At 45.3% G+C, this 22,695-nt stretch carries 23 protein-coding genes; 18 read left to right on the top strand and 5 right to left on the bottom strand.

Translation table 11 applies throughout. From position 1 onward, the window contains the following. Positions 1 to 88: 88 nt before the first annotated feature. The 13 genes from V6669_RS17335 to V6669_RS17275 all read left to right on the top strand — a co-directional run bounded on the left by V6669_RS17335 (position 89) and on the right by V6669_RS17275 (position 12,619). Positions 89 to 631: a GNAT family protein gene (locus V6669_RS17335; RefSeq protein WP_338587172.1), complete on the top strand. Its 543-nt coding sequence runs from the start codon at positions 89 to 91 to the stop codon at positions 629 to 631. Positions 632 to 666: 35 nt separating this feature from the next. Then, positions 667 to 996 (top strand): hypothetical protein, encoded by a 330-nt coding sequence (locus V6669_RS17330; protein WP_338587170.1) that lies wholly within the window; start codon positions 667 to 669, stop codon positions 994 to 996. Positions 997 to 1,187: 191 nt separating this feature from the next. Further along, the gene (locus V6669_RS17325) at positions 1,188 to 1,733 is read left to right on the top strand and encodes a GNAT family protein (protein ID WP_338587169.1); all 546 of its coding nucleotides are present in this window, start codon (positions 1,188 to 1,190) and stop codon (positions 1,731 to 1,733) included. Positions 1,734 to 1,776: 43 nt separating this feature from the next. Beyond that, positions 1,777 to 2,370, top strand: a complete 594-nt coding sequence (locus tag V6669_RS17320) for a C39 family peptidase (RefSeq protein WP_338587168.1) — start codon at positions 1,777 to 1,779, stop codon at positions 2,368 to 2,370. 316 nt (positions 2,371 to 2,686) lie between these two features. Beyond that, positions 2,687 to 3,790, top strand: a complete 1,104-nt coding sequence (locus V6669_RS17315) for a collagen-like protein (protein WP_338587167.1) — start codon at positions 2,687 to 2,689, stop codon at positions 3,788 to 3,790. Between the two features lie 253 nt (positions 3,791 to 4,043). Beyond that, positions 4,044 to 4,613: a hypothetical protein gene (locus tag V6669_RS17310; protein WP_338587166.1), complete on the top strand. Its 570-nt coding sequence runs from the start codon at positions 4,044 to 4,046 to the stop codon at positions 4,611 to 4,613. Between the two features lie 207 nt (positions 4,614 to 4,820). After that, the gene (locus tag V6669_RS17305; protein WP_338587164.1) at positions 4,821 to 5,213 is read left to right on the top strand and encodes a DUF2500 domain-containing protein; all 393 of its coding nucleotides are present in this window, start codon (positions 4,821 to 4,823) and stop codon (positions 5,211 to 5,213) included. Positions 5,214 to 5,359: 146 nt separating this feature from the next. Further along, positions 5,360 to 6,109: a glucose 1-dehydrogenase gene (locus V6669_RS17300; protein ID WP_076250310.1), complete on the top strand. Its 750-nt coding sequence runs from the start codon at positions 5,360 to 5,362 to the stop codon at positions 6,107 to 6,109. Positions 6,110 to 6,313: 204 nt separating this feature from the next. Continuing rightward, the gene (locus V6669_RS17295) at positions 6,314 to 7,999 is read left to right on the top strand and encodes a hypothetical protein (protein ID WP_338587162.1); all 1,686 of its coding nucleotides are present in this window, start codon (positions 6,314 to 6,316) and stop codon (positions 7,997 to 7,999) included. A 160-nt stretch (positions 8,000 to 8,159) separates the two neighbouring features. Further along, positions 8,160 to 8,582 (top strand): cell wall hydrolase, encoded by a 423-nt coding sequence (locus V6669_RS17290; RefSeq protein ID WP_036613979.1) that lies wholly within the window; start codon positions 8,160 to 8,162, stop codon positions 8,580 to 8,582. A 135-nt stretch (positions 8,583 to 8,717) separates the two neighbouring features. Then, complete coding sequence (gene gerQ / locus V6669_RS17285; RefSeq protein WP_235193948.1) at positions 8,718 to 9,116, top strand: spore coat protein GerQ; 399 nt, start codon at positions 8,718 to 8,720, stop codon at positions 9,114 to 9,116. A gap of 226 nt (positions 9,117 to 9,342) precedes the next feature. Beyond that, entirely contained in the window at positions 9,343 to 10,926 is a 1,584-nt protein-coding gene (locus tag V6669_RS17280) for a sigma-70 family RNA polymerase sigma factor (RefSeq protein ID WP_338587160.1), read from the top strand. A 376-nt stretch (positions 10,927 to 11,302) separates the two neighbouring features. Beyond that, positions 11,303 to 12,619: a hemolysin family protein gene (locus tag V6669_RS17275; RefSeq protein ID WP_338587159.1), complete on the top strand. Its 1,317-nt coding sequence runs from the start codon at positions 11,303 to 11,305 to the stop codon at positions 12,617 to 12,619. 69 nt (positions 12,620 to 12,688) lie between these two features. Here V6669_RS17275 and V6669_RS17270 read toward each other — a convergent pair whose 3' ends face one another. Beyond that, on the bottom strand, positions 12,689 to 13,333 hold the full coding sequence (locus tag V6669_RS17270; RefSeq protein WP_338587158.1) for a hypothetical protein: 645 nt from the start codon (positions 13,331 to 13,333) through the stop codon (positions 12,689 to 12,691). Positions 13,334 to 13,566: 233 nt separating this feature from the next. Between V6669_RS17270 and V6669_RS17265 the strand changes: the two genes are divergently transcribed. After that, positions 13,567 to 14,079 carry a hypothetical protein gene (locus tag V6669_RS17265; RefSeq protein ID WP_338587156.1) on the top strand — a complete coding sequence of 171 codons (513 nt, stop codon included), beginning with the start codon at positions 13,567 to 13,569 and terminating at the stop codon, positions 14,077 to 14,079. 2 nt (positions 14,080 to 14,081) lie between these two features. Here V6669_RS17265 and V6669_RS17260 read toward each other — a convergent pair whose 3' ends face one another. From V6669_RS17260 to V6669_RS17245, 4 genes are all read right to left on the bottom strand, one after another. Then, positions 14,082 to 15,035: a hypothetical protein gene (locus V6669_RS17260; protein WP_338587153.1), complete on the bottom strand. Its 954-nt coding sequence runs from the start codon at positions 15,033 to 15,035 to the stop codon at positions 14,082 to 14,084. Further along, positions 15,013 to 15,603: a sigma-70 family RNA polymerase sigma factor gene (locus V6669_RS17255; RefSeq protein ID WP_338587152.1), complete on the bottom strand. Its 591-nt coding sequence runs from the start codon at positions 15,601 to 15,603 to the stop codon at positions 15,013 to 15,015. The genes V6669_RS17260 and V6669_RS17255 overlap by 23 nt, the downstream gene beginning before the upstream one ends. Before the next feature lie 247 nt (positions 15,604 to 15,850). After that, a complete protein-coding gene (locus V6669_RS17250) occupies positions 15,851 to 17,083 on the bottom strand; it encodes an aminopeptidase (RefSeq protein ID WP_338587151.1) in 1,233 nt (410 codons plus the stop codon). Positions 17,084 to 17,173: 90 nt separating this feature from the next. Beyond that, on the bottom strand, positions 17,174 to 18,406 hold the full coding sequence (locus tag V6669_RS17245; RefSeq protein ID WP_338587150.1) for an aminopeptidase: 1,233 nt from the start codon (positions 18,404 to 18,406) through the stop codon (positions 17,174 to 17,176). A 250-nt stretch (positions 18,407 to 18,656) separates the two neighbouring features. Between V6669_RS17245 and V6669_RS17240 the strand changes: the two genes are divergently transcribed. The 4 genes from V6669_RS17240 to fumC all read left to right on the top strand — a co-directional run bounded on the left by V6669_RS17240 (position 18,657) and on the right by fumC (position 22,612). Continuing rightward, complete coding sequence (locus V6669_RS17240; protein ID WP_338587148.1) at positions 18,657 to 18,923, top strand: hypothetical protein; 267 nt, start codon at positions 18,657 to 18,659, stop codon at positions 18,921 to 18,923. A 179-nt stretch (positions 18,924 to 19,102) separates the two neighbouring features. Further along, the gene (locus tag V6669_RS17235; RefSeq protein WP_338587146.1) at positions 19,103 to 19,912 is read left to right on the top strand and encodes an MBL fold metallo-hydrolase; all 810 of its coding nucleotides are present in this window, start codon (positions 19,103 to 19,105) and stop codon (positions 19,910 to 19,912) included. A gap of 168 nt (positions 19,913 to 20,080) precedes the next feature. Continuing rightward, on the top strand, positions 20,081 to 21,091 hold the full coding sequence (locus V6669_RS17230; protein WP_338587145.1) for an aldose 1-epimerase: 1,011 nt from the start codon (positions 20,081 to 20,083) through the stop codon (positions 21,089 to 21,091). A 132-nt stretch (positions 21,092 to 21,223) separates the two neighbouring features. Further along, positions 21,224 to 22,612: a class II fumarate hydratase gene (fumC, locus tag V6669_RS17225; protein ID WP_074095411.1), complete on the top strand. Its 1,389-nt coding sequence runs from the start codon at positions 21,224 to 21,226 to the stop codon at positions 22,610 to 22,612. Positions 22,613 to 22,695: the final 83 nt, after the last annotated feature.

Genomic DNA, 22,695 nt, shown 5'->3' with positions numbered 1-22,695 from the left:
GGTTCTAATATTACTTCCATACTTGCTATGAAAAGCTTATCAAAGATAGATAAGTGGTGATTAAATGAAATGAATCGGAGAGTGGGTTATGTTTAAATATCAAATGGATACTGCTACCTATATATCGCTATTGGCAATGAAAGATGCACCCCAATTATATAATTTGATCGATCGAAACAGGGATCATATAGGAGCGTGGTTGAAGTTCCCCAGTATGACATTAACAGAAGATGATTCAAGAAATTTCATCAAGGGAACACGTATACGCTATGCTCAAGATGATGGTTATTGGTTAGGAATCTGGTGCGGAGACGAGCTTGCTGGTTCTATTGGATACTTATACATTGATCAAGAAAACAAGAAGACTGAAATAGGATATTGGCTAGGTCAGGAATATGAGGGTAGGGGACTTATTACAAAATCGATTAAAGTGTTAATTGCTCACGCATTTGATGAACTTGAATTAAATAAAGTTGAAATTGGCATAGCAACAGACAACTTCAAAAGCCGCGCAATTCCTGAAAAATTAGGCTTTCAACGTGAAGGTGAATTAAGAGATTACGAATATATTAATGGTGCATATTTAAACAGGATTATTTATGGCTTAAAAGCAGATCAATGGAGAACGTAATAAATCAAAATTTATTTTAACTAAAGGGGCTTGTTATGAGAAAATTACCGCTTTTTGTAGTGACAGGCGCAAGTGGAACAGGAAAAACAACGATCTCTTCGCTTGTTCGCAAGCAACTTCCCGAATTTGACGTCTTTGATATGGATATCATCGATAACGTGGATTGGCAGATTGCCAAAGAGAATTGGTTGAGGATTGCGTATAACATATCGCTAAGTGGACGAGGGACTGTTTTATGCGGAACGATGGTGCCGGAAAATATTACATCATCCGATTACATAGATCGAGTTGATCGAATTCTATATATGAATTTACATTGTGACGATGTTACACGCGAGACGCGTTTAAGACGAGAACCTGGTTGAAGATCACAAGAATTTTGCAAATTGGTTACTCCAGAATTCGGAAACTGCGTTTGACCCGCCAATGCAAACAATTGATACGACAGAACTTACAGCAGTGGGAGTAGCTGAACAAGTTAAAGAATGGGTTTTAAAGAACTGGTGCGAGGAATGAACACCTAAAATAACCTGATAGTTAGATTGAGTGGAGGAACATGATGCTGCCTTTTCAAGTGAATGAATCTATTGTATTAAAGCTGATCCAATCTCGAGATAGAGATGAGTTGTATGCCTTAATTGATGAGAATAGAAAGTACTTGAGAGCGTGGTTACTCTGGGTTGATAAACGACAATCGCCCAGCGATTTAGATTCTGTAATAGAAGTATGGACACATAATTATGAAGAGAGGAACGGTTTTGATTCCGGAATATGGTTCAATGGACAATTGGTTGGGATGTTAGGATTGCATTATATTGATTGGAACAATAGAGCAACGAGCATTGGATATTTTTTAGCTGAGTCAGCACAGGGCAAAGGAATCATCACCAAATCAATAGAACAATTGCTTAAATATCTCTTTAACGAGTTGAAGTTAAATCGTGTAATCATTCAATGTGCAGAAAACAATTTTAAAAGCAGAGCAATACCTGAGAAAATCGGATTTACAAATGAGGGTACATCCAGAGAAGCTCAATGGGTCTATGATCATTATGAGAATATTGTGACTTATAGTTTATTGTCTAGTGAATGGCATACTTAAACGGTAGAGTACGTCATCTTGATGAGACGAAGGAGGTCACGAATTGTTTCTCAATGTATTACTTTGGTTGATTATTCTCTGGGTGATCTCCCTGTATTTCAGTTTTCCTAAGAAAGATCGCATGTACACAGTCAATGTGCCGAGCACATATTACATTCAATCTTCAAATCGGTTGGATATTCAGAAAAACTACGAATGCGCTGCATTTTCCAGTGCGTTTGTCTTGAGACATTTCGGGGTGGAGTCCAACGGAACAAAGATTTATAAAACCTATCCTCGCAAATTACTGGATGGAACCGTATATCCCAAAGCGGTCGTTGTTTTTTTTAGGAAGCTAGGATATCAGGTAATGTACTTACGTGGTAATGAGAATACGTTGAAAAGACAGATCAGCCAGGGTGTGCCTGTTATTTTATTTATTAGAGTACATCCCAAACAACGTTATTTGCATTTTGTTCCCGTCGTTGGCTATGATGAAACACATTTTTACTTGGCAGAATCGTTAGACCACAAGATTAATTGTGATGAAGAATATTACAATCGAAAAATCAGCATTAGTGAACTCAACATGTTATGGAGGTCATGGTTGCCCTTTTGTCAAAATTCATATATCGTCGTCCATCCGACGCAGATTTAAGACGGTCCTCTTTCAAGGGACAAGATATATTTGCTTTAAACGAACTAATCTGCTTTATTCGGAAAGTCTGCATGGTTAAATCAAGCAACTCATGCCCAAATGGCATGAGTTTTTTTGAACAACTATCGTTACGTAAACCAGCTCGACTCAATTAATGGTTATGAACAAAATAGATCAAACGTATAGGCAGTTGCTACTGATTTTATTGTTTTACCAGATAATTAGCGGAGTTTTTTAGTTAAAATGGTTGTTCGTCCACGCATCTTTTCATCTACATACGTACGTTAAACCATGTCTATAGGGAGGTGTCCACACTGTGAGTCATTCAGAAGTGAAGAAACGTATGAAGAGAAAAAAGGCAATATTACATCCGTGTAAAGTTAAAAGAAAAGAACGCCGATTAAAAGTGGTCAAAAAGTTTGTTCGAGTAAAATGTCCGCCTCCAGAAGTGAATATATCTACCCCTACTGTTGTTGGCCCAACAGGACCCCAAGGTATACAAGGCGTACAGGGCGTACAAGGTATTCCAGGTAGACAAGGGGTTGAAGGGCCACCTGGAGCTCAAGGACCAGCGGGGGGGCCACCTGGACCACAAGGACCTCAGGGACAGCCTGGTCCTGCTGGAGCGGTAGGCTCTCAAGGTCCGGTCGGACCTGCTGGACCTATGGGAGCACAGGGGATTCCGGGAGAAGCAGGGGCTGTAGGGCCACAAGGTCCGCAAGGTAATCCCGGACCTGCTGGAGCAATTGGGCCTCAAGGTTTTCCTGGAGCTGTTGGGCCGACGGGTGCGACAGGAGCTGCAGGAGCAGTAGGCCCGGCAGGCCCGGCCGGTGCAGCAGGAGCGGTAGGACCCGCTGGAGCAGTAGGCCCGGCAGGCCCAGCCGGTGCAACAGGAGCGGCAGGTACTGCTGGAGCAGTAGGCCCGACAGGTGCGACAGGAGTAGCGGGTCCTGCTGGAGCCACGGGAGCTACAGGTGCAACAGGAGCAGCCGGAAGCGTACTGGGATTCGCTGACTTTTTCGCGCTGATGCCACCTGATAATGCAGCAACGGTTGCTCCCGGTACAGATGTAAGCTTCCCTCAGGATGGGCCAACAAGTGGAACAACTATCTCACGCACGGGTCCTAGTTCCTTCAATCTGGCAGCTATTGGTACGTATCAGATTTTGTTCCAAGTGAGCATCGATGAAGCGGGTCAACTAATCTTAACCCTCAATGGGGCAGATCTGGCTCCCACAGTAGTTGGGCGAGCAACGGGAACGTCTCAGATTGTTGGTATGGCTTTGGTGCAGACAACCGTAATTAATTCTATTCTGACCGTGCGGAACCCGGCTGGTAATGCTACTGCATTAACAATTACGCCACTTGCAGGCGGAACTAGACCTGTATCGGCACATCTTGTGATCACACAATTAGCGTGAATCCGGTAATAGGCTAGGCTAATTGTCCTCAGCTTTATTAAATATGCATCCACAATGGTAACATGGGTTTGCTTGAACTGAGATAACAGTATTTCCTTGAAGCTGTTATCTCAGTTGGAGCGGATAATGGTACAGGAGTAACTACATATCGGATACCCTTTTTGTTTTGTGAGGAATGGTGAAAACGTCACCACTAATTATTTTTTCAGTTGTTAATATGATAAAATATTGGAAAAACCTCAGAGGTGAGTACATGAAGAATGGACACTGGAGAAAAATAACATGGGTTGTTGCGGCATTATTATTAATCATGATCACGGCTTGCAGCAATAGCAAATTCAATCCAAACGAATTTTCAGAACAGGATCTGGCTGTGACGAAAACCGACAGTGAGGATAAGATTGCGTATGGAATGAGTCAGGAAGAAGCGGAGAAAATCCTCGGTCAGGGAACATCAACCGGTGTGGGTCAATCCTATCAATACAATAACGGGATCACGATTGGTTATAGGGATGCCAAAGTCGTTAGTATCATCTTGAATAAGGACTCGAAAGGGTACTTTAAGACGGCTCGCGGGGCAGAGGCGGGGATGACACATCAAGAGATTCTCGATCTGTATGGCAAGGAACATGTTTTGGTCGAATCTGAACGTAATATCGATTATGCCTATCATATTCAGAAGGAAACATTCCTGGATGAGAAGTCGCTGCAAGCGGAAAAAGATGATTTGGCTATCTATCGTGCATCGTTCATGCTGACAAAAGAGGGACAGGTTAATCAGGTTATATTGTCGGATCAACGATTTGCAACAACCTTTAAGTAAAACATGGTTGCTAGGCAGTAGAATATTAGATAATGAAATAGTACTTATTTTCGTATGAGGCAACCCTTCGGTATTCTGCCGGAGGGTTTTCCCCTCACACCGTTCGATTTCAATCCGGATAACAAGTTCTTTGTTTACGTGCATATACATTACAGGAGACGGGTCAAGACTCCGGCTGTCCTAAGTTGTATGAACGGAGGGAGAGACATGGGCATTGAATCATCTTGGATGTTTGATTTGTTTGGAACCGTCTTTCCGGTTGTATTTGTTCTGATTATAGGTATAGTCCTTCTGTCGATGGGAAAGGAGGTATGGAGGTGGGGACGCAACAACTCGGAGCCGCTATTGACCGTGCCTTCACGAATCACCAGCAGACGGATGAAGATGAGTCAGTCGCAATCTGAACCAGGCAGTACAGCACGAACGTTATATTACGTCACCTTTGAAGTAGAAAGTGGAGATCGGCTCGAATTCAGAGTCAATGGCGAAGAGTATGGTTTGTGTGCTGAGGGGGACGAAGGACGGCTCTCGTTCAAAGGAACGCGTTATGTAGGCTTCGAGCGATATAATCGCGTATATTCCGAACGCCTACGTGGTTAAACTGAGCAGCTTACGCCAGAATGGCGTGAGTTTTTTTTGATTATTTGTTGGACAAGCGTTTCTTAATGGGCCTAACGTGTTTTTATATAAGAAGAGGCTTATAAGATTATGATCGAAGGATCATTACAATAGAGGAGGCAATCAATATGTCATTTACAGATCAGGTCGTTGTTGTAACCGGGGCCGCTCAGGGAATAGGACGAAGTGTGGCTGAGGCTTATGCGGTCGCTGGAGCCAAAGTTGTACTTGCCGATCACAAGGAAGCCGAGGGTGCCGCAGCCGCAGCTTCCATTCGTAATGAAGGCGGAGAAGCCATTTTTGTGCAATGTGATGTTCGGAGCGAGCAGGATATTACGAATCTTTTTCGGACAACCGTGGAAGAATTCAAACAAATTGATGTTCTGGTGAATAATGCAGGACTCGCAAAATGGAAGTCCCCCTATGAATTAACGCTGGAAGAATGGGATGATGTGCTCAATACCAATGTGAGAAGTTGCTTTTTGGCGAGTCGGGAAGCAGCCAAACATATGAAAAGCAATGAACATGGAGGTGCCATTATCAACATGGCTTCTACCCGTGCACTGATGTCTGAACCGGATACCGAAGCTTATGCCGCATCCAAAGGAGCGATTGTAGCTCTGACGCATGCGCTGGCGGTCTCACTGGGCAAGGACCAAATTCGGGTCAATTGTATCAGTCCGGGATGGATTGAGACAGGAGACGTGGAGAAATTGAAAAAGGAGGATCATGAACAGCATCCCTCCGGTCGTGTGGGTGTTCCTTCGGATATCTCCCGTGCTTGTTTATATTTATCTGACCCAAGCAATACCTTTGTCACAGGGACCAACCTCGTTATTGATGGAGGTATGACCCGAAAAATGATATATGAGGACTAGAACCGGGATTGAGCCGGGCGACCCCTAAGATTTTCCAACATAAGAGTAATAAGCCCAAGTTAAGCACTTGGGCTTATTTGTTTTTAATAACTCGGTTGCTATAATAAATGTGATTTTACAACAGTAGAGGAATGGAGGGAGTATATGTTCGGGAAACAATCCCGGAAGGTATTTTGGCTGTTACTGCTGATCGGAGGGATGATAATGATAGGGAATGAGTCACCTGCTGAAGCAGACGGCGCAGATATACGGGCGGCCTGGGTATGGCAGGCACAGTCTGTTAGCAACGGAGATGAGCTGTTGGCCAATGCAGCTAAACATAAGATAAACAGGCTGTACGTGAATGTAGACATGACGCTGTCCAAGGAGGTATACCAGACGTTTATAGCCAAAGCAAGCCGTGCGGGTATTGCGGTTGAAGCGCTGGGAGGCGATCCATCCTGGGCACTCAGTGGCCGTGAAGGCCCCATGCTCAGATTAGCGTCGTGGGTAAGTGATTACAATCAAGCTGCTGAGCCCAACGAGCAATTTGATGCCATACATCTGGATATCAAGCCCTATGTGTTACCAGCCTGGCAAGAAGATGCCAAGCCACTGGTGCAATCCTGGGTAGCCAATATGAATCTGTTATTTGAGCAAGTGAGACAGGATGGCGCAGTTGCAGTGAATATTGACCTGCCATTTTGGCTGGATTCGTACACCGTCACAGGAAATAGAGTTTCTGAGGATGCAGATAACGAACCATTGTCACGTTGGTTCATTGAACGAGTGGAGCATGTCACTTTACTCGCTTACCGTGATAATGCGCAAGGGAACAATGGTGTCATACGTTTGATTGAACAGGAAATGAACTGGGCAGATGCTAGCAATGTGAGCGTCACGGTTGGGTTGAACACCAAGCCCATGCCTGGCGAGGAGTTCACGACATTTGCTGGTAAAGGTGCAGCACAACTGGAAAGTGTTATTGAAGAAGTTGCCTCCGCATTCAGCGGACATACTTCTTACGCCGGTTCTGCTGTACATGACATCGTATACTGGGGACAACTGGAGCCGTCAGAACTGCCATCACCGGAGATTCCATCCAATCAGCCAGAGATTCGGGGAACATATATCTGGGAGGCCTCTCAGGTGACGAATGACGGGGGAGAGCACATACTAGCGTTTGCTAGAGAGCAGAATATTAACTGGTTGTATGTCCGTTTGGACCTGGATCAACCCTATTCCAGTTATCGCAGTTTTGTGAAACGGGCAAAAGCGCAGGGCATTGAGATCCACGCGATGGGTGGACACCCGATCTGGGGCAAAAAGGAGAATCGTCCACGCATTCAGCGGTTGATTGATTATGTGAAAAACTATAATGCTGAATCCGAGCCGGATGAACGATTTGAAGGCATCCATCTGGATATTGAGCCGTACACTTTGCCAGAGTGGGAGAATAGTCGGGACACCTTATTGACCGAATGGGCTGCCAACATTACATTTTTCCAGGAAGAAACAAAGAAGGACAGTGATCTTGAAACAAGCGCAGACCTTGCTGTATGGCTGGATAGCTTCGCGTTGCCAGGAAAAGATACATCTGTAGCGGAGTTTATGATCCGTACACTCGATCATGTGTCGCTGATGGCTTTCCGTAACAACGCCGAAGGTTCCAATGGGATTGCTGCTGTTGTGAGTCAGGAGATGGAGATCGCGGATCGTTTGGGAAAAAGGTTGATGATTTCGGTAGAAATGAAGCAGAACCATGAAGGTCCTCATATTTCTTTTTATGAAAAAGGGGCAGCGGAGATGGAACTTCAGCTTGCCAAGCTTCCGGATCTGCTGGCCGAACATCAGGCTTACCAAGGCAACATTGTTCATGCCTACGATTATTGGATTGAAGCCAAGCCTTAAACAGGCGAGTATTATAAGAAACGAGTTGCTTCGGGACTTCACCTTGGGTGAGGTTCCGGGCTTTTTTTTATGGAAAAAAGATGGAATCGTGTCACCGAATGGGCTCCTGCACAATACGATGTACGGTGATGAACAGCTGAAACAAGGGAGGAAACAGACTATGGCTGTTATTAAAGCCAACTCAGAGGACGTCAAGCTGCTGGCTAGGCTCATGAGGGCAGAGGCTGAAGGTGACGGCGATCAGGGTATGTTGCTTGTGGGCAATGTAGGTGTGAACCGGGTGCTGGTGGATTGTCTGGATTTTAAGGATATTCGCGATATCAATCGTATGGTATTCCAGAATCCAGGAGGCTACGAGTCAACACAGAAGGGGTACTTTTACCAACGGGCAAGACAGTCCGAGATTCGTCTCGCACAACGGGTGATCAATGGAGAGCGCATCTGGCCAGCGAGCAATTCATTGTGGTTTTTCCGACCTGTGGGCGACTGCCCACCAACGTGGTATGACCAGCAAAATACAGGACGTTTCAAAGCGCATTGTTTCTTCAGTCCGACAGGCGATGACTGTCCGGAAGTATATTAAATTTTGGGAGGAATCACCATGATCAATCAGCCTTATCAACCAACGACTCAAACACTGGGTCAGCAATCGAATTCCGTGTTGGGTCAACAAGCCAATTCTCAGGTTCAAGGTACGTCTTACAAAATTGGTAACGGAATGCCTGCCATGTCACCAACGCCAGGGATGGTATCACCAAGCTCGACAAGTGTACCTCCACTCGTATCCAGTGGAAGCCCAATGACACCAACGGGTGCAGTGATTACAACAACAGCTCCACAGTTTGAGCAGTCATACATTGAGAATATTTTACGTCTGAACCTTGGTAAATTCGGTACGTTCTACATGACATATGAAGGCAATAAAGAATGGAACGCTCGCATATTCCAAGGTATTATTGAAGCAGCGGGCCGTGACCATATTATCATCAGTGACCCGAAGACAGGAAGACGGATCATGCTGTTGATGGTCAACTTCGACTATGCTACATTTGATGAGCCGTTGTTGTATCAATATCCAGGAGTGGTAGGCAATTACCCGCAAGCTCCAAGCAGATAATCATTGGCACCTCATCATGTTGATTGATAACTGACATGTCTAACACATACTGATACACTTTGCTGTCCTGAATGTGGAGGTAATCCGCAGACAGGACAGCTTTTTACATAAACATATATACGAAGGTTACTCTAGGTTTAGAGTCATACGTAACCTTTTGGCGATAACATGGCACTTATACATGAATAGAACAAGCAGCATGCTTATATGAAGGGAGTCCATAGCATTGAATTCATGGATTGAAGGAGCGATGAAGGGCGAACCTGAAGCTTACGCACAACTGATGTCTCAATATCGCGGGATGGCTCTTGCTGTTGCCTATCACCGACTGGGGGATACATTTTGGGCTGAAGATGTCGTACAGGAAGCATTTACTGAAGCCTTTGGCAATCTGTCCAAGCTGGAAGCTCCTGAGGCTTTTCCCGGGTGGTTCAAGGTGATCGTGGAGAGGCAGTGTTATCGCTGGCTAAGACGCAAGCAACATACCATGATTCCAGTTCAGGAGCTGGAGCATGTATTCCATGAAGAGGATCAGGCGCATAATCCGGAAAAACAAGCGGTGCAAAATGAAATGCGTCGTACGCTGCGTGATTCCATTGCAATACTGCCATCATCGATGCGGATTGCTGTTGAACTGTTTTATTTGGAAGGATACTCGCTCAAGGAAATATCGGATTTCCTTGGGGTCAAGGTACCTACATTAAAGAAAAGACTGTTCGATGCCCGATCCAAACTCAAGCGCTCTATGCCTGTAAAGGATCTGGTCTCTGTATTCAGTGACTTGTATGAAGGAGGAAAAGGATTGTTACACATTATGAATGGGGATCACGCTGCCAATCGTTTAAGAGAGAGTGGAATTCAGGGAGACATCCTGGTATGGAGAGAGTTGTACACGTTCGGCCCGGTAGCCAAAGAGATGGGAGATACGAAGGAGCGGCAGACTCGGGCATCGGTGTTAGAGCAGCAGTTGGGCATTCCACAGGCGGAATACTTGAAGATTGAGGAACTTGAACGTAAGTTGAATTCGTTTCAACAATACAAGGAAATTGTCTTATGGTTCGAATACGATCTCTATGATCAGACGATGTTATCTTATCTATTGCATTATTTCAAAGGACAAGCACTCCAGAATACGAAACTGAATTTACTCTGTATTGACTCGTATCCAGAGATTGAGCACTTTAGAGGACTGGGACAGCTTACCTCCACACAGATTGAACGTCTGTCCGGCAGTTGGCATGTGATTGAGAGAAACGAGTTACAAGCCGGTGCACAGTTCTGGGAAGCCTATACGTCGACTGATTTCCGGCATCATCTGGATTACTTGCAGGCAGACACTTCTGCACTACCCTTTGCGAAAGCTGCCTTTAAGGCACATTTGTCCCGTCTGCCATCTGTATCGAACGGTCTGGGGCTGATTGAGCAGACCACACTGGAGACCATTAGAGCAGGGGTAGAGCATCCGTATCCATTATTTCGCGAGGTAGGGGACAAGCTGCATATTCTCGGGATGGGTGATCTTGAATACTGGGCACATCTGAAGCGGATGACAGAAGGACCTCATGCTTTACTTCAGATGAGCGGTGCAACAACTTTCCCTGATTTCAAGCAGCATGATGAAAAATTCCGTGACGGAGTCCTGTCGCTAACGGAACTCGGAATTCAGGTGTTGAATGAAGAAGTCGATTGGGCACTGCTGAAGCAGGATGAATTCTGGATCGGTGGATTGCATAACGCAAGCGGGAAACAAGCCAAGTGGCGCTGGAACCCCGCTTCGGAAACCGTAGTGGAGATTGAGTCGACATCGTAATCAGTGGATAGAATCTGAGAAAATAAAGTATTGCAAAAAGAGAGTATCCAGCCATGTCGAAGCATGAGCGAGGATGCTCTCTTTGGTTTGGTTATGGTAGATCATTGTTTGTGAAATGTTAAAAAAACAGCGTAATTGAGACTTTTGTTAAAGAAATAAGGCGTTTGTGCCATTTCGTTGTCATAGGACACGGATTGACTGTGTAGTGTAGAATTATATAATAAAAGAAGCATATCTTTTTTATTCGACAGAACAAGATGGAGGTGGAAGCATTGGGAAGTTGAAATTGCATATGAGCGGCAGAATGGCAAATATCCTACATTTTCGAAGGAGGTGGACCTATTTGCCGAAGAATGACGGCAAATAGGATGAAAATTTGAGTGACCCCTTACCGAGTATTTTAAATTTAGTAATCATTGGTTTACTTGTATTAATGAATGGTTTCTTTGTGTCGGCGGAATTCGCGATGGTGAAAGTTCGTGGAAGCCGGATTGAGGCTTTGGTGGAAACAGGCAACAAAAATGCCATCTATGCTTCCAATATCGTACGTAATCTGGATGCATATCTATCAGCTTGCCAACTAGGTATAACTTTGGCTTCACTGGGACTCGGGTGGCTGGGAGAACCGGCAATTGCACATCTGTTAGAGCCCATGTTTACCGCATTTGGACTGGGACCAGTCTACGTTCATGGAATCTCTATTGCCATTGCATTTGTGATTATTACGATCTTGCACATTGTACTGGGAGAACTTGCTCCCAAAACGATGGCGATTCGAAAGTCTGAGACGATCACGTTGTGGTCTGCGGCTTTGCTAACGTTCTTCTACAAGTTAATGTATCCATTCATATGGGCACTGAACGGTATGGCTAACGGCTTGTTGAGACTGTTCCGAATGGCACCAGCTTCGGAGATGGACGACGCGCATAGTGAAGATGAATTACGTATTCTCATGAAAGAAAGCAATAAGAGCGGTTTAATTGATAACACTGAATTAGCACTTGTTGATAATATATTTGATTTTACGGATACAACCGCCCGTGAAATTATGATTCCGCGGACGGAAATGATCTGTCTGAATGCCAATGAGTCCATGCTGGAGAATCTGGAGATTGCCAGCGAAAGTATGCGAACAAGGTATCCGGTATATAACGGAGACAAGGATCATATTATCGGCTTTATTCACATTAAGGATCTGATGCGATCCCAACTTACGGATACCATCTCCGTAATCCGGCCCATCCTGGCTGTGCCAGATACCACCCTGATCAGTGATCTGCTCAAGCGGATGCAGCGTAGCAAGACACAGATTGCGATTCTGATTGATGAATATGGCGGAACCTCCGGGCTTGTCACGCTTGAAGATATCATGGAAGAGATCGTTGGTGAGATTCAGGATGAGTTCGACCAAGAGCGTCCTGCCATTGAGCAAGTGGATGAGATGGAATACTCCATTGATGGTTTGATGTTGATTGAAGAAGTCAGCGAACGATTTGGACTGGAGATGGATCGTGCCGATTACGATACAATCGGGGGCTGGTTATACTCCAGAGTAGATGCCATTCCACCTGAGGTCGGTCAATCGGTTGAGTATGGGGGTTATGTATTTGTCATTCAAGAGACAGAGCATAAGCGGATTTCCCGAGTAAATGTGATTAAGCTGGAACTGTTGGTTGAAGAAGAAGGCGCGTAGCCAGATCGAAATTGTAACGAATGAAGCTGTATGGTGACGTAATGGTCAACGTACAGCTTCTTTGCATACTCATGATTCTTTGGGTGCATGAATGACAATATCAGCATAACGGTTCTCCGTGACAAAGCTATTTTTGATATCAATTCGCTTATAAGTGACGTAAACATTCTCTCCAGGAGCGAGATCATGCTGGATATTCAGCTTTTTTCGAGTGGATTGGGTTGTTGTTGGTGTTTTAATAGTAATGATGTCGTACATATCAACGAAAGTAACCTCGTAAGAATTGTAGTCCCCCACCTTAGTAGTGGATAACACCGGATTTTGCTTATACTGGGTTAGGTGATCATTCACCATGCCAAATGTTACAGGTAACACATAAAACAGAAGTACCAGAGGCAGAAGGCAGAAAGCAATCCCGAAAACACGTAAAAATTGGACATGGGAGAGGGTGCGACCGCTCTGCTTGAGGAAAAGAAAAGCAAGGATGGGAGACAGTACAAGTCCCCAGATCATAAAGGGCAATACATAGCGGTCAATCCCCATACTTATCCAGCTTTCACGGGCTGTAGCCAATAAATATATTAAGGTCCCTGCGGTAAGCGCACTCACCAAGATAACAAGCCAACGTTTGAACGAGCCGGAAACTTCGATATGTAGTTCATTCGGATTGGAGCTGTGACGATGCCTTTTGGATTTGGATTGAAATTTACTCAAGTTACATACCTCATTTGCAAATCTTATTGGTTAATATGGTTTCGTGTATCCATTACCCAATACATACGGGCTGGAATAATCTAGGTTTCAACCATGCTGGAGATGCATGCAAAGACAAAAGACGCTGCCGACAGAAACATCGGAGCGTCTAATTTTTTTTTGAAACCTGTCACCTGATCCGTCCGTTTATACCCTTACACAAAATCAAGTATGGAAGCGGAGGATGGATCAATATGCGGAAAATGAATAATAAGAGTGCAGCATCTATGCTAAAAATAACCTTTGTTGCCTTGTTAATGGTGCCAACAATCCTGGCTATACCTACGTCCGAACCAGCCGTTGCAAGCCCGATGATCAACGTGTCCTCTGGTGCCCTTACAGCTCCGCCACCGCCAGAACCATCCATCCATTCGCTTGCTACCACTCGAGAACTTGGACATATCTATCAAGCGGTCGGTGCACTCATTCCTGGGGGTGGACTATCGGCTATCGTCAATACCAAGACCATGACATATACAGCAATGAAGACACTTTCCGTAGATTATCGACTTGAGCGCTGGACAGGAACAGCATGGGTAACTTTTAAAACGAATTCCAACAATGCAACGAATACAAACTTACTTAATGCCGCATCGGATTGGACCGTTATGCCAGGATATTATTATCGCGTTACCAGTATTCATACAGCGTATGATGGAAGTACCACGGAAACAAGCAAACATGTCTCTGGCACCGTGTTATTCTGATCTTATCGACGGGTGCTGCCGGGAAACTTCTGCTCTTGAAAATCGTTGGCAATAGCAGTCATTTCTTCTTCCGAAAGGGTGCCAAAAAGACTCATATTGTTGGAACCCATCATCCACTGAAAGGAGTTATAGGGTGGGCCGATATACATCAGTGCTTCCGAGCCATCCGCTAGCTTTACGGTGCTCATATCACGAAGCATGGCCCCTTCAATTTTCTCCCCAGGCATGACATAGACATAATCAAACTGGATGATCTCATCCTCTATGCTCTTGCCTTCACTGGTATATTGAACTCTCATTTGTGTGGACTCATAATAATCGTCTGGATTCACAGGGTTTTCAGTATCGAGCACGAGTTCGAATTTGACCTTGTTGAATCGCTCGGGAATGGCCTTGGATAACAGAAAGTCACCCATGAACCCTTCGCGTGCAATCTCTTCCGTAACAAGTACTGGACGAAATAGATGGCTCGATAACTCATACGAAGGTGTATTAAGAGCCTCTTCTTCTTGTACTTTAAGAATGTCGTCTAAGCTGGTTTCCGGTGGTGGAGGCGTTTTGGCTGTTGACGGATCAGCCCCCAGATGGGTCGTGCGATCCTCGATGACAATGGATTTCATGCCATTACCCCAATCCTTGATGGATTGCACAAATGGGGATACCGCTTGCGTACCGGACGGCAGGCTGAAAATAACGGCCCCGATGGTCACGGAAGCCGCAACGACAACTGAAAGTCGCAAGGTACGTATTCTTTTTTTACGTAAACCGATTCTGTTAATTTCCTTGTGTACCTTCTGCCAGGATTGCTGCATGGATTCGGTATGGGAGGCGGAAGGGGCAGAGACGGCCTGATGGAAAGCTTCATCAAAAGCCAGGTCAAACGCAGCGTCGAAATATTCGTCTTCCAGCTCTGAATCGAATCGCTCCACGTTTTTATCGGACTTGCCTTTGCTCAATGCTTCCACCCCATTCCTTATGTAATTTCTTCTTGATACTGCCACGGGCTCTGAACAAGCGTTGCTTCACAATGTCTTCGGAGGTATCCAGCAGTTCGGCCATTTCTCGGTAGGAGAGACCTTTTTTCCACCGTAACTCCACCAATACACGATATTCCGGTTTGAGCTGTCTGAGATAATATTCAATGGACTCTTCCATCATCTGCGTTTCTACCATGCTTTCCACGGAAGCTGCCGTCTGATTCATCGTCTCCATATCTATAAAAACACTATCCGTATCCACTTGGTTACGGTTATTTTTATTTTTTCTCAGATAATTAATAGCTGTGTTCCGCGTGACGACCTTGAGCCAGGCTTTCAGTTTGACCTCGTCTTCAAAGATGGGTTTGTTTTTAATGATTTTGATAAAAGCTTCCTGAATAATATCTTCTGCTGCAGCACGCTCCTTGATGATATAAACGATAAGACCATGTACCATATTATAATATTCATAATACACTTCTTCTTGAAGTGCAGAGCCTAAATTATGGAAATCTGAGGCTAGTAGTAACTGAAGCCGATTGGCCATGATGTTCTCCTTTCTGGTGAACAATCCACAAACATTGGTATCATTACATTTTACAACATAATATGGAAACGATACAATGGGAGGTTGGTCCGGGAAAAACCAGATGAGGGAAGTGTGTATAACATGCGGGAAAGTTTACTGAAAATTAATAAAAGGCCGTCTCGCGAACCATGAATACATGGTTGCAAGACAGCCTTTTCGACTGTTCAGAGAGTATACATTACAGGAGATAACTCTCCGTGATCAGTTAGAATGCCCAGTCTCCCTTAAGGAAGATGGCTTCACGTTCGCCGTTTGCCGTAATACCGTAGATGTCCGTCTCGGGAGAGCCCATCATGAAGTCCACATGGGTGATGCTGGTGTTCATGCCACGGGCTGCAAGTTCTTCAGGAGACATCGTTTTGCCACCTTCGATATTGAATGCATAGGAACTGCCAATCGCAAGATGGCAAGACGCATTCTCATCATACAATGTAGTGTAATACAGGATACCACTCTCAGAGATCGGTGAATGGAAGGGAACCAAAGCGACTTCGCCGAGGTAATGAGATCCTTCATCCATGGAAATGAGTCTTTCCAGCGTATCCTGACCTTCTTCAGCATGAAAATCAATGATACGTCCGTTCTCGAATGTGAGTGAAAAACGATCAATGATACTGCCGCCATAGCTAAGTGGTTTGGTGCTGGACACTTTGCCGTTTACGCCATGCTTGGCTGGAGCGGTGAATACTTCCTCTGTCGGGATATTCGCAACAAAAGGGGTGCCTTGCTCATTCACGCTACCCGCCTGCGCCCAGATATGACCTTCTGGAAGCTCTACAGTAAGATCCGTCCCCGGAGAGAGGAAATGTAATGCTTGATACTTTTTGTTATTCAGTGCAACAGCCTTGGTATCCAGTCGTTCAATATGCTGTTCCCAGGCCGCTACGGGGTCCTCAAGATCGGCTCTCACCGCAGCAAAAATAGCTTCCCACAACTGGCTAACCTGCTCAGCTGCCGGGAGATCCGGGAATACTTTGGCTGCCCAATCGGGGGAAGGACAAGCCACACCCGTCCAGCTCATTTTATCCGCCTGTTGATACTGACGGTACTTGGCCATCGCCTGACCAAATGTACGCTGATGGGTCGAGATCCGCTCAGGGTCAATACCTTTCATCAGGTCAGGGCTGGATGACAATACGGTCAGAAAGGCTGCATTATTGGCTGCCAATTCTTCAAGCTCCGCTGCATGCCATTTCGGCGGCTCTTGGAAGGATTCCTCAGGGGCCATCTCAAACCGCAATCGATTGACGGTTTCATCTCCGTATTTTACAATCACCTGCTTGGCTCCAGCTTCATATCCTTTACGTACCAGCAAACGTACGAATTCAGCGGTATCAATCATAGCAGAGATGACAAATACTTGCCCTGGTTGCACGTTAGCACCTACTCTTACAGCCAGTTCAGCGTAACGATCCAGTTTTTGTTCAAAACTTAACATATGAGTTCCCTCCAATTGTTGAATTTTTGACCTGTTGACACAGGAAAAGAGAGGAGTAATCTCCTCTCTCCTAAATCACATCAAACGGGATTAAAATGCCCAGTTTCCTTGCAGGAAGATCGGCTCTTCCGCGCCTTCGGAGGTCACGCCGTGAATGTTCATTTCTCCGGATCCAATCATGAAGTCTACATGAGTGAGGCTTGAGTTCATGCCACGTTCAATCAGCTCTTCTTTGGACATCGTTTTACCACCTTCCAGACAGAAGGCATAGGCATTACCAATCGCCAAATGGTTGGAGGCATTTTCATCAAACAAAGTATTGTAGAACAAAATATTGGTATCGGAAATTGGGGACTGATGTGGAACGAGAGCAACTTCACCCAGATAGTGTGCACCTTCATCCATCTCAATCAGGTTTTTGAGTGCATCGAGACCTTGATCGGCGGTATAGTCAACAATTCGGCCGTTCTCGAATGTTAGTGAGAAACCGTCAATCAGGTTGCCGCCGTAGCTCAGTGGTTTCGTGCTGCGCACTGTACCGTTAACACCCGTTTTCAGCGGAGCCGTGAATACTTCTTCCGTAGGCATATTGGCAATAAAGACATGTCCTTGCTCATTCACACTTCCACCTGATACCCAGATATGGCCTTCTGGAAGTTCGATGGTCAAGTCTGTGCCTGGAGCTGTATAGTGAAGCTTCTTGTATTTCTTGTTGTTCAGCAGATCGGCGCGGGAATCCAGGTTTTGCAAATGGGTTTTCCATTCGGCAACAGCATCCTGTTCACCGATCCGTACTGTTTTGAAAATGACATCCCACAGGCGGTCCACTTGTTGCGCTTCCGGCAGATCCGGGAACACTTTAGCTGCCCATTCAGGAGAAGGAACGGCTACGATAGACCAGCTGAATTTGTCAGCCATCTGATAAGAACGATATTTTTCGAGCGCTTTGCCGCGCACTTTTTGGCTGGTAACAATCCGTTCCTGAGCTACACCGTTCAGCAAATCCGGATTTTCAGCGATGACGTGCAGAATAGCGGCACCTTCTTCAACGAGTTCAGTCATTTCGGCTGCAAACCATTTTGGTTCAATGGAGAAGGCTTCATCAGGGGCAAGATCGTAATGAAGACGTGTAACAGTTTCATCACTCCAGTTTACTTTGACCAATTTCGCACCTTTTCCGTAAGCCGCTTTAACAATCAGTCGTACAAAATGTGCTGCCGAGATTGGAGCGTTAACCACAAGTGTCTGTCCAGGATGGACATTGACACCGACTTGTACAGCCAGTTCAGCATATTGCTGCAGATTCGTTTCAAAAGTATTCATGCTATTTTTTCCTCCAATGTGATAATAATATCGTAGCTTGTTGGCTATTATGGTACTGATAACGGACCTTTTGAACACGTATTATAATCCTCATTACAACTATGTAAGGACTCAGAATGGTTCCTTCATTGAATAAGGTATACGTTGCTACGTTATATATTGTACAATTAACCAATAATAATTACCAAACTAGGTTTACCAGAAATGTTGGAGACCGACTGTAGATGAAAGATTAAAGGAGAGAATGATAGTGAATATTGAAATTATAAGTGCTGAAATGCGCCGTGAAGGTGAAAAAGGATACGTGGGAAATACCGTTTACCGCACAGAAGGCGAAAAGTCAGTATATGAAATTACCTTCATGAGCAAGAACGGAAAAGATTGGGACTATAGCTTGCATTTCACGGAGCAATCTGGAGATGAAGATGAGTTACTTCGTATGGACGAGCTGCTTGAGAATGATGACGATCTGTACAATCAATTGCTCGATGCTGCTCTGGAGGCATTTCCGGCTTAACTGGCCGAGATGTTCTTGTTCTATTGTGTTGTGTCGATGACTATACTAGACGGTGTATGCCCGAAACAGGGTGTATACCGTCTATTTTATTGGAAATGTTGAATAGATGATCCAGAAAAGGGAAGTCTACGAGATGATGGAACCAGAGAGACAATCCGCCTAATGGGAGGTAACCGTGAATGGCATCTGACAATCTGATTACAGAAGGGTTGACGGGACTTGAAGAAGTCGCGCCCGATATTCTCAGTCTACGTACACTATTCGTTAATGTCGTGTTCATCGGAGAGCCAGGAAGCAGGAACTGGGTCCTCGTGGACACCGGAATGGCGAGGTTCACAGATCATATTGTTCAGGTTGCAAGCGAACGTTTTCAAGGTCCGCCATCTGCAATCATATTGACACACGGTCACTTCGACCATGTAGGAACCGTTATTGAGCTGGAACAATTCTGGGGTGTGCCAGTGTATGCTCATCCGCTTGAAATTCCGTATTTAACGGGATTAAAAGATTACCCGCCAGCGGACCCTTCTGTAGGTGGAGGTCTAATGTCCAGGTTGTCATTCGCTTATCCTAATGAGGCAATCAATCTGGATGATCGGATATTCAGTTTACCCAAAAATCATTCCGTTCCAGGTCTATCAGGATGGGAGTGGGTGCACACGCCAGGTCATACGCCTGGACATGTGTCGCTGTTTCGAGAAGCAGACCGTTTGTTAATTGCGGGAGACGCAATCATCACAGTGAAGCAGGAGTCGCTGTGGAGTGTGTTGCTTCAGGACAAACAGTTGCATGGCCCACCTTCCTATTTTACAACCGATTGGCAGGCTGCTCATCAATCTGTCCAGCATATAAGGCATCTGGAGCCGAAACTTGCAATTACCGGGCATGGGCATGCTTTGAGCGGAGATATGCTGAGTGAATCCCTGAAGCGGCTTGATCTGGACTTTGAAGAGAGCACTGTGCCGGATCACGGCAAATATGTGGATTAATTGAACCAACATATGAAAGCAAGCAGAGACAGCCGCAGCGGATTGCAGCTGTCTTTTTTGTCTTTATATCATGAATTTGTTCTCTATCATAGATTGGTATTTTGTGCTCGGGCATGATATAGTCGAGCCGTATAATATAACCTTAGTATGCAGGAGGTACATATAACGATGACACAGCAAAATGCAGCATTTGAAGAACAATTTGGAGGGATTCCGGCCATTTGGCTTCGTTTTAATCAGTTTGAAGCGGCAGTTATTCCAAGCGTGGGTGCCAACCTCGTTGCTTTCCGTGATACAGAAAAGGGTTTCCGTTATTTGAGAGAGCCGAATCAGGATCAGATGGATGAGTTTATGGCTGCACCAGCGGTCTATGGAATTCCGATTCTTTCTCCACCGAACCGTTATGAGGATGGACGTTTCCCTTGGAATGGTAAAGTCTATCAGTTGCCTGTGAACGAACCGGCTACAGGTAACCATTTGCATGGATTTTTGCATGATGCCGAGTGGAAGGTCGAGGGATATGGTTCTGACCAGCTAGAGAGCTATGTCTTGCTTAGCCAGGACGTGAAAGAAGGACATACATTCCATCAGTACCTGCCGTTTACATTCACGGTGACGCTTCGTTACTCATTGAGTAGCCAAGGACTTCAGCAACAATTGATCGTTCGCAACAACGGGAAGGAATACATGCCGAATTTGTTTGCATTCCATACGGCAATTGCTGTACCTTTTGCACCGGATAGTCAAGCCTCGGATTACACGGCCAAAGTTACCATTGGACAACGTCGTGAATTGAACGAGCGTTCTCTGCCAACAGGACAATTTCAACCGCTTACACCTGAGGAAGAACAATTGAAGAAAGACGGGGTTAGTCCGTTCTTTGCAGCGATGGATAACCATTACACTGCGGAACCGCAGAATGGACGTAACTATATGGAACTTACGGACAACCGTACTGGAGACAAACTGGTATATGATGTGGGTACATCCTACAAGCACTGGATGATCTGGAATAATAACATGGGTGGCGAATTCTTCTGTCCTGAACCACAGATGAACCTGGTTAACGCTCCTAATGTTGAAGGCATCCCGGCAGAAGAAATCGGATTGGTCGGTCTGGAACCAGGTGAACTATTCGAACAAAGCAGCCGATTGTATCCAATTGCATTACAAAAATAATTCACGCTCGTTTTGCGCTACGCTTACAATTTTGTCGAAAAGGTGAAAACCTGCTCGCAAATCATGTATAATATGACGAGATACACAAGCTTTGTAGAGACCCAAACCATCTTTTTGGAGGAGGACAAGCAAGTGGAATACCGCATTGAGAGAGATACGTTAGGCGAAATGAAAGTACCAGCCGACAGGCTGTGGGGAGCTCAGACGCAGCGCAGCAAGGAGAACTTCCCGATTGGCAGTGAACATATGCCGATGGAAGTGATCCGTGCCCTTGCCATTTTGAAAAAAAGTGCTGCGGCCAGTAACCATAAATTAGGTAAATTATCTGCGGCTAAGTCCGATGCCATCGCTTATGCAGCAGACGAGATTATTGCAGGCCGAATTGATGACCATTTCCCACTGGTAGTGTGGCAGACTGGTAGCGGAACACAATCCAATATGAACGTGAACGAAGTGATTGCGAATCTGGGGAACCAACTGCTGGAGCAAAAGGGCAAGGAAGAGCGTCTGCATCCGAATGATGACGTGAACATGTCCCAGAGCTCCAACGATACATTCCCAACGGCTCTGCATGTCGCAGGTGTTCTGGCTGTTGAGGATCAACTCTTGCCGGCCATTGCGGTATTAAAAGCCACTTTTGCAGACAAGTCGGAGGCATTCAAGGATATTATCAAGATTGGACGTACCCACCTCCAGGATGCAACACCAATTACGCTTGGTCAGGAGATCAGTGGTTGGGAAGCCATGCTGGGCAAGAGTGAGCGTATGATCCGTGAAAGTGTACAGTACCTGAAGGAGCTTGCAATCGGCGGTACAGCTGTCGGAACGGGCATTAATGCGCATCCGGACTTTGGGGACTTCACTGCCAAGGAGATTGGCAAACATACGGGGAAAGATTTTGTATCTGCACCAAACAAATTCCACGCACTTACAAGTCATGATGAAGTTGTATATGCGCACGGTGCGGTTAAAGCGCTTGCAGCTGATTTGATGAAAATTGCCAATGATGTCCGCTGGTTGGCCAGTGGGCCTCGTAGTGGATTGGGCGAGATCCGTATTCCTGAGAATGAGCCAGGCAGCTCGATTATGCCGGGTAAAGTCAACCCAACGCAGAGTGAGGCCATTACTATGGTGGTTACGCAGGTCATGGGTAATGATGCAGCGATTGGTTTCGCGGCAAGTCAGGGTAATTTTGAACTGAATGTATTCAAACCGGTTATTATCTATAACTTCTTACAATCCGTGCAACTCCTGGCGGACTCCATTATTGCGTTTAATGACAAGTGTGCCGTAGGCATCGAGCCTAACCTGGATCAGATTGAACATAATCTGAACAATTCACTCATGCTGGTTACAGCGCTCAATCCGCATATTGGTTATGAGAATGCAGCCAAAATTGCGAAGCTTGCACATAAAGAAGGCTTGTCTTTGAAACAGGCGACGTTACAAACGGGTCTGCTTACCGAAGAGCAATTTGATCAATATGTCGATCCAGCCAAAATGATCGCTCCAAAGGCCTAAAATAAGCTAAAATGAGTAATATAGATCAATGATGAGGACGACCTGCTGAAGTAGGTCGTTTTTCTTATGCTTATCGATGAACT

Origin of the sequence: Paenibacillus sp. Y5S-9, assembly GCF_036894235.1 — a bacterium.
Taxonomy (GTDB): domain Bacteria; phylum Bacillota; class Bacilli; order Paenibacillales; family Paenibacillaceae; genus Paenibacillus.
This window is presented reverse-complemented; position numbering and strand designations above follow the sequence as displayed.

Excerpts from the sequence above, each read along its gene's own strand:
- V6669_RS17245 (WP_338587150.1), bottom strand. The coding sequence starts at position 18,406 with ATGAATACTTTTGAAACGAATCTGCAGCAATATGCTGAACTGGCTGTA.
- V6669_RS17310 (WP_338587166.1), top strand. The coding sequence starts at position 4,044 with ATGAAGAATGGACACTGGAGAAAAATAACATGGGTTGTTGCGGCATTA.
- V6669_RS17235 (WP_338587146.1), top strand. The coding sequence starts at position 19,103 with ATGGCATCTGACAATCTGATTACAGAAGGGTTGACGGGACTTGAAGAA.
- V6669_RS17325 (WP_338587169.1), top strand. The coding sequence starts at position 1,188 with ATGATGCTGCCTTTTCAAGTGAATGAATCTATTGTATTAAAGCTGATC.
- V6669_RS17330 (WP_338587170.1), top strand. The coding sequence starts at position 667 with ATGAGAAAATTACCGCTTTTTGTAGTGACAGGCGCAAGTGGAACAGGA.
- gerQ (WP_235193948.1), top strand. The coding sequence starts at position 8,718 with ATGCCTGCCATGTCACCAACGCCAGGGATGGTATCACCAAGCTCGACA.
- V6669_RS17290 (WP_036613979.1), top strand. The coding sequence starts at position 8,160 with ATGGCTGTTATTAAAGCCAACTCAGAGGACGTCAAGCTGCTGGCTAGG.
- V6669_RS17305 (WP_338587164.1), top strand. The coding sequence starts at position 4,821 with ATGGGCATTGAATCATCTTGGATGTTTGATTTGTTTGGAACCGTCTTT.
- V6669_RS17335 (WP_338587172.1), top strand. The coding sequence starts at position 89 with ATGTTTAAATATCAAATGGATACTGCTACCTATATATCGCTATTGGCA.
- V6669_RS17250 (WP_338587151.1), bottom strand. The coding sequence starts at position 17,083 with ATGTTAAGTTTTGAACAAAAACTGGATCGTTACGCTGAACTGGCTGTA.
- V6669_RS17295 (WP_338587162.1), top strand. The coding sequence starts at position 6,314 with ATGATAGGGAATGAGTCACCTGCTGAAGCAGACGGCGCAGATATACGG.
- V6669_RS17230 (WP_338587145.1), top strand. The coding sequence starts at position 20,081 with ATGACACAGCAAAATGCAGCATTTGAAGAACAATTTGGAGGGATTCCG.
- V6669_RS17300 (WP_076250310.1), top strand. The coding sequence starts at position 5,360 with ATGTCATTTACAGATCAGGTCGTTGTTGTAACCGGGGCCGCTCAGGGA.
- V6669_RS17255 (WP_338587152.1), bottom strand. The coding sequence starts at position 15,603 with ATGGCCAATCGGCTTCAGTTACTACTAGCCTCAGATTTCCATAATTTA.
- V6669_RS17265 (WP_338587156.1), top strand. The coding sequence starts at position 13,567 with ATGCGGAAAATGAATAATAAGAGTGCAGCATCTATGCTAAAAATAACC.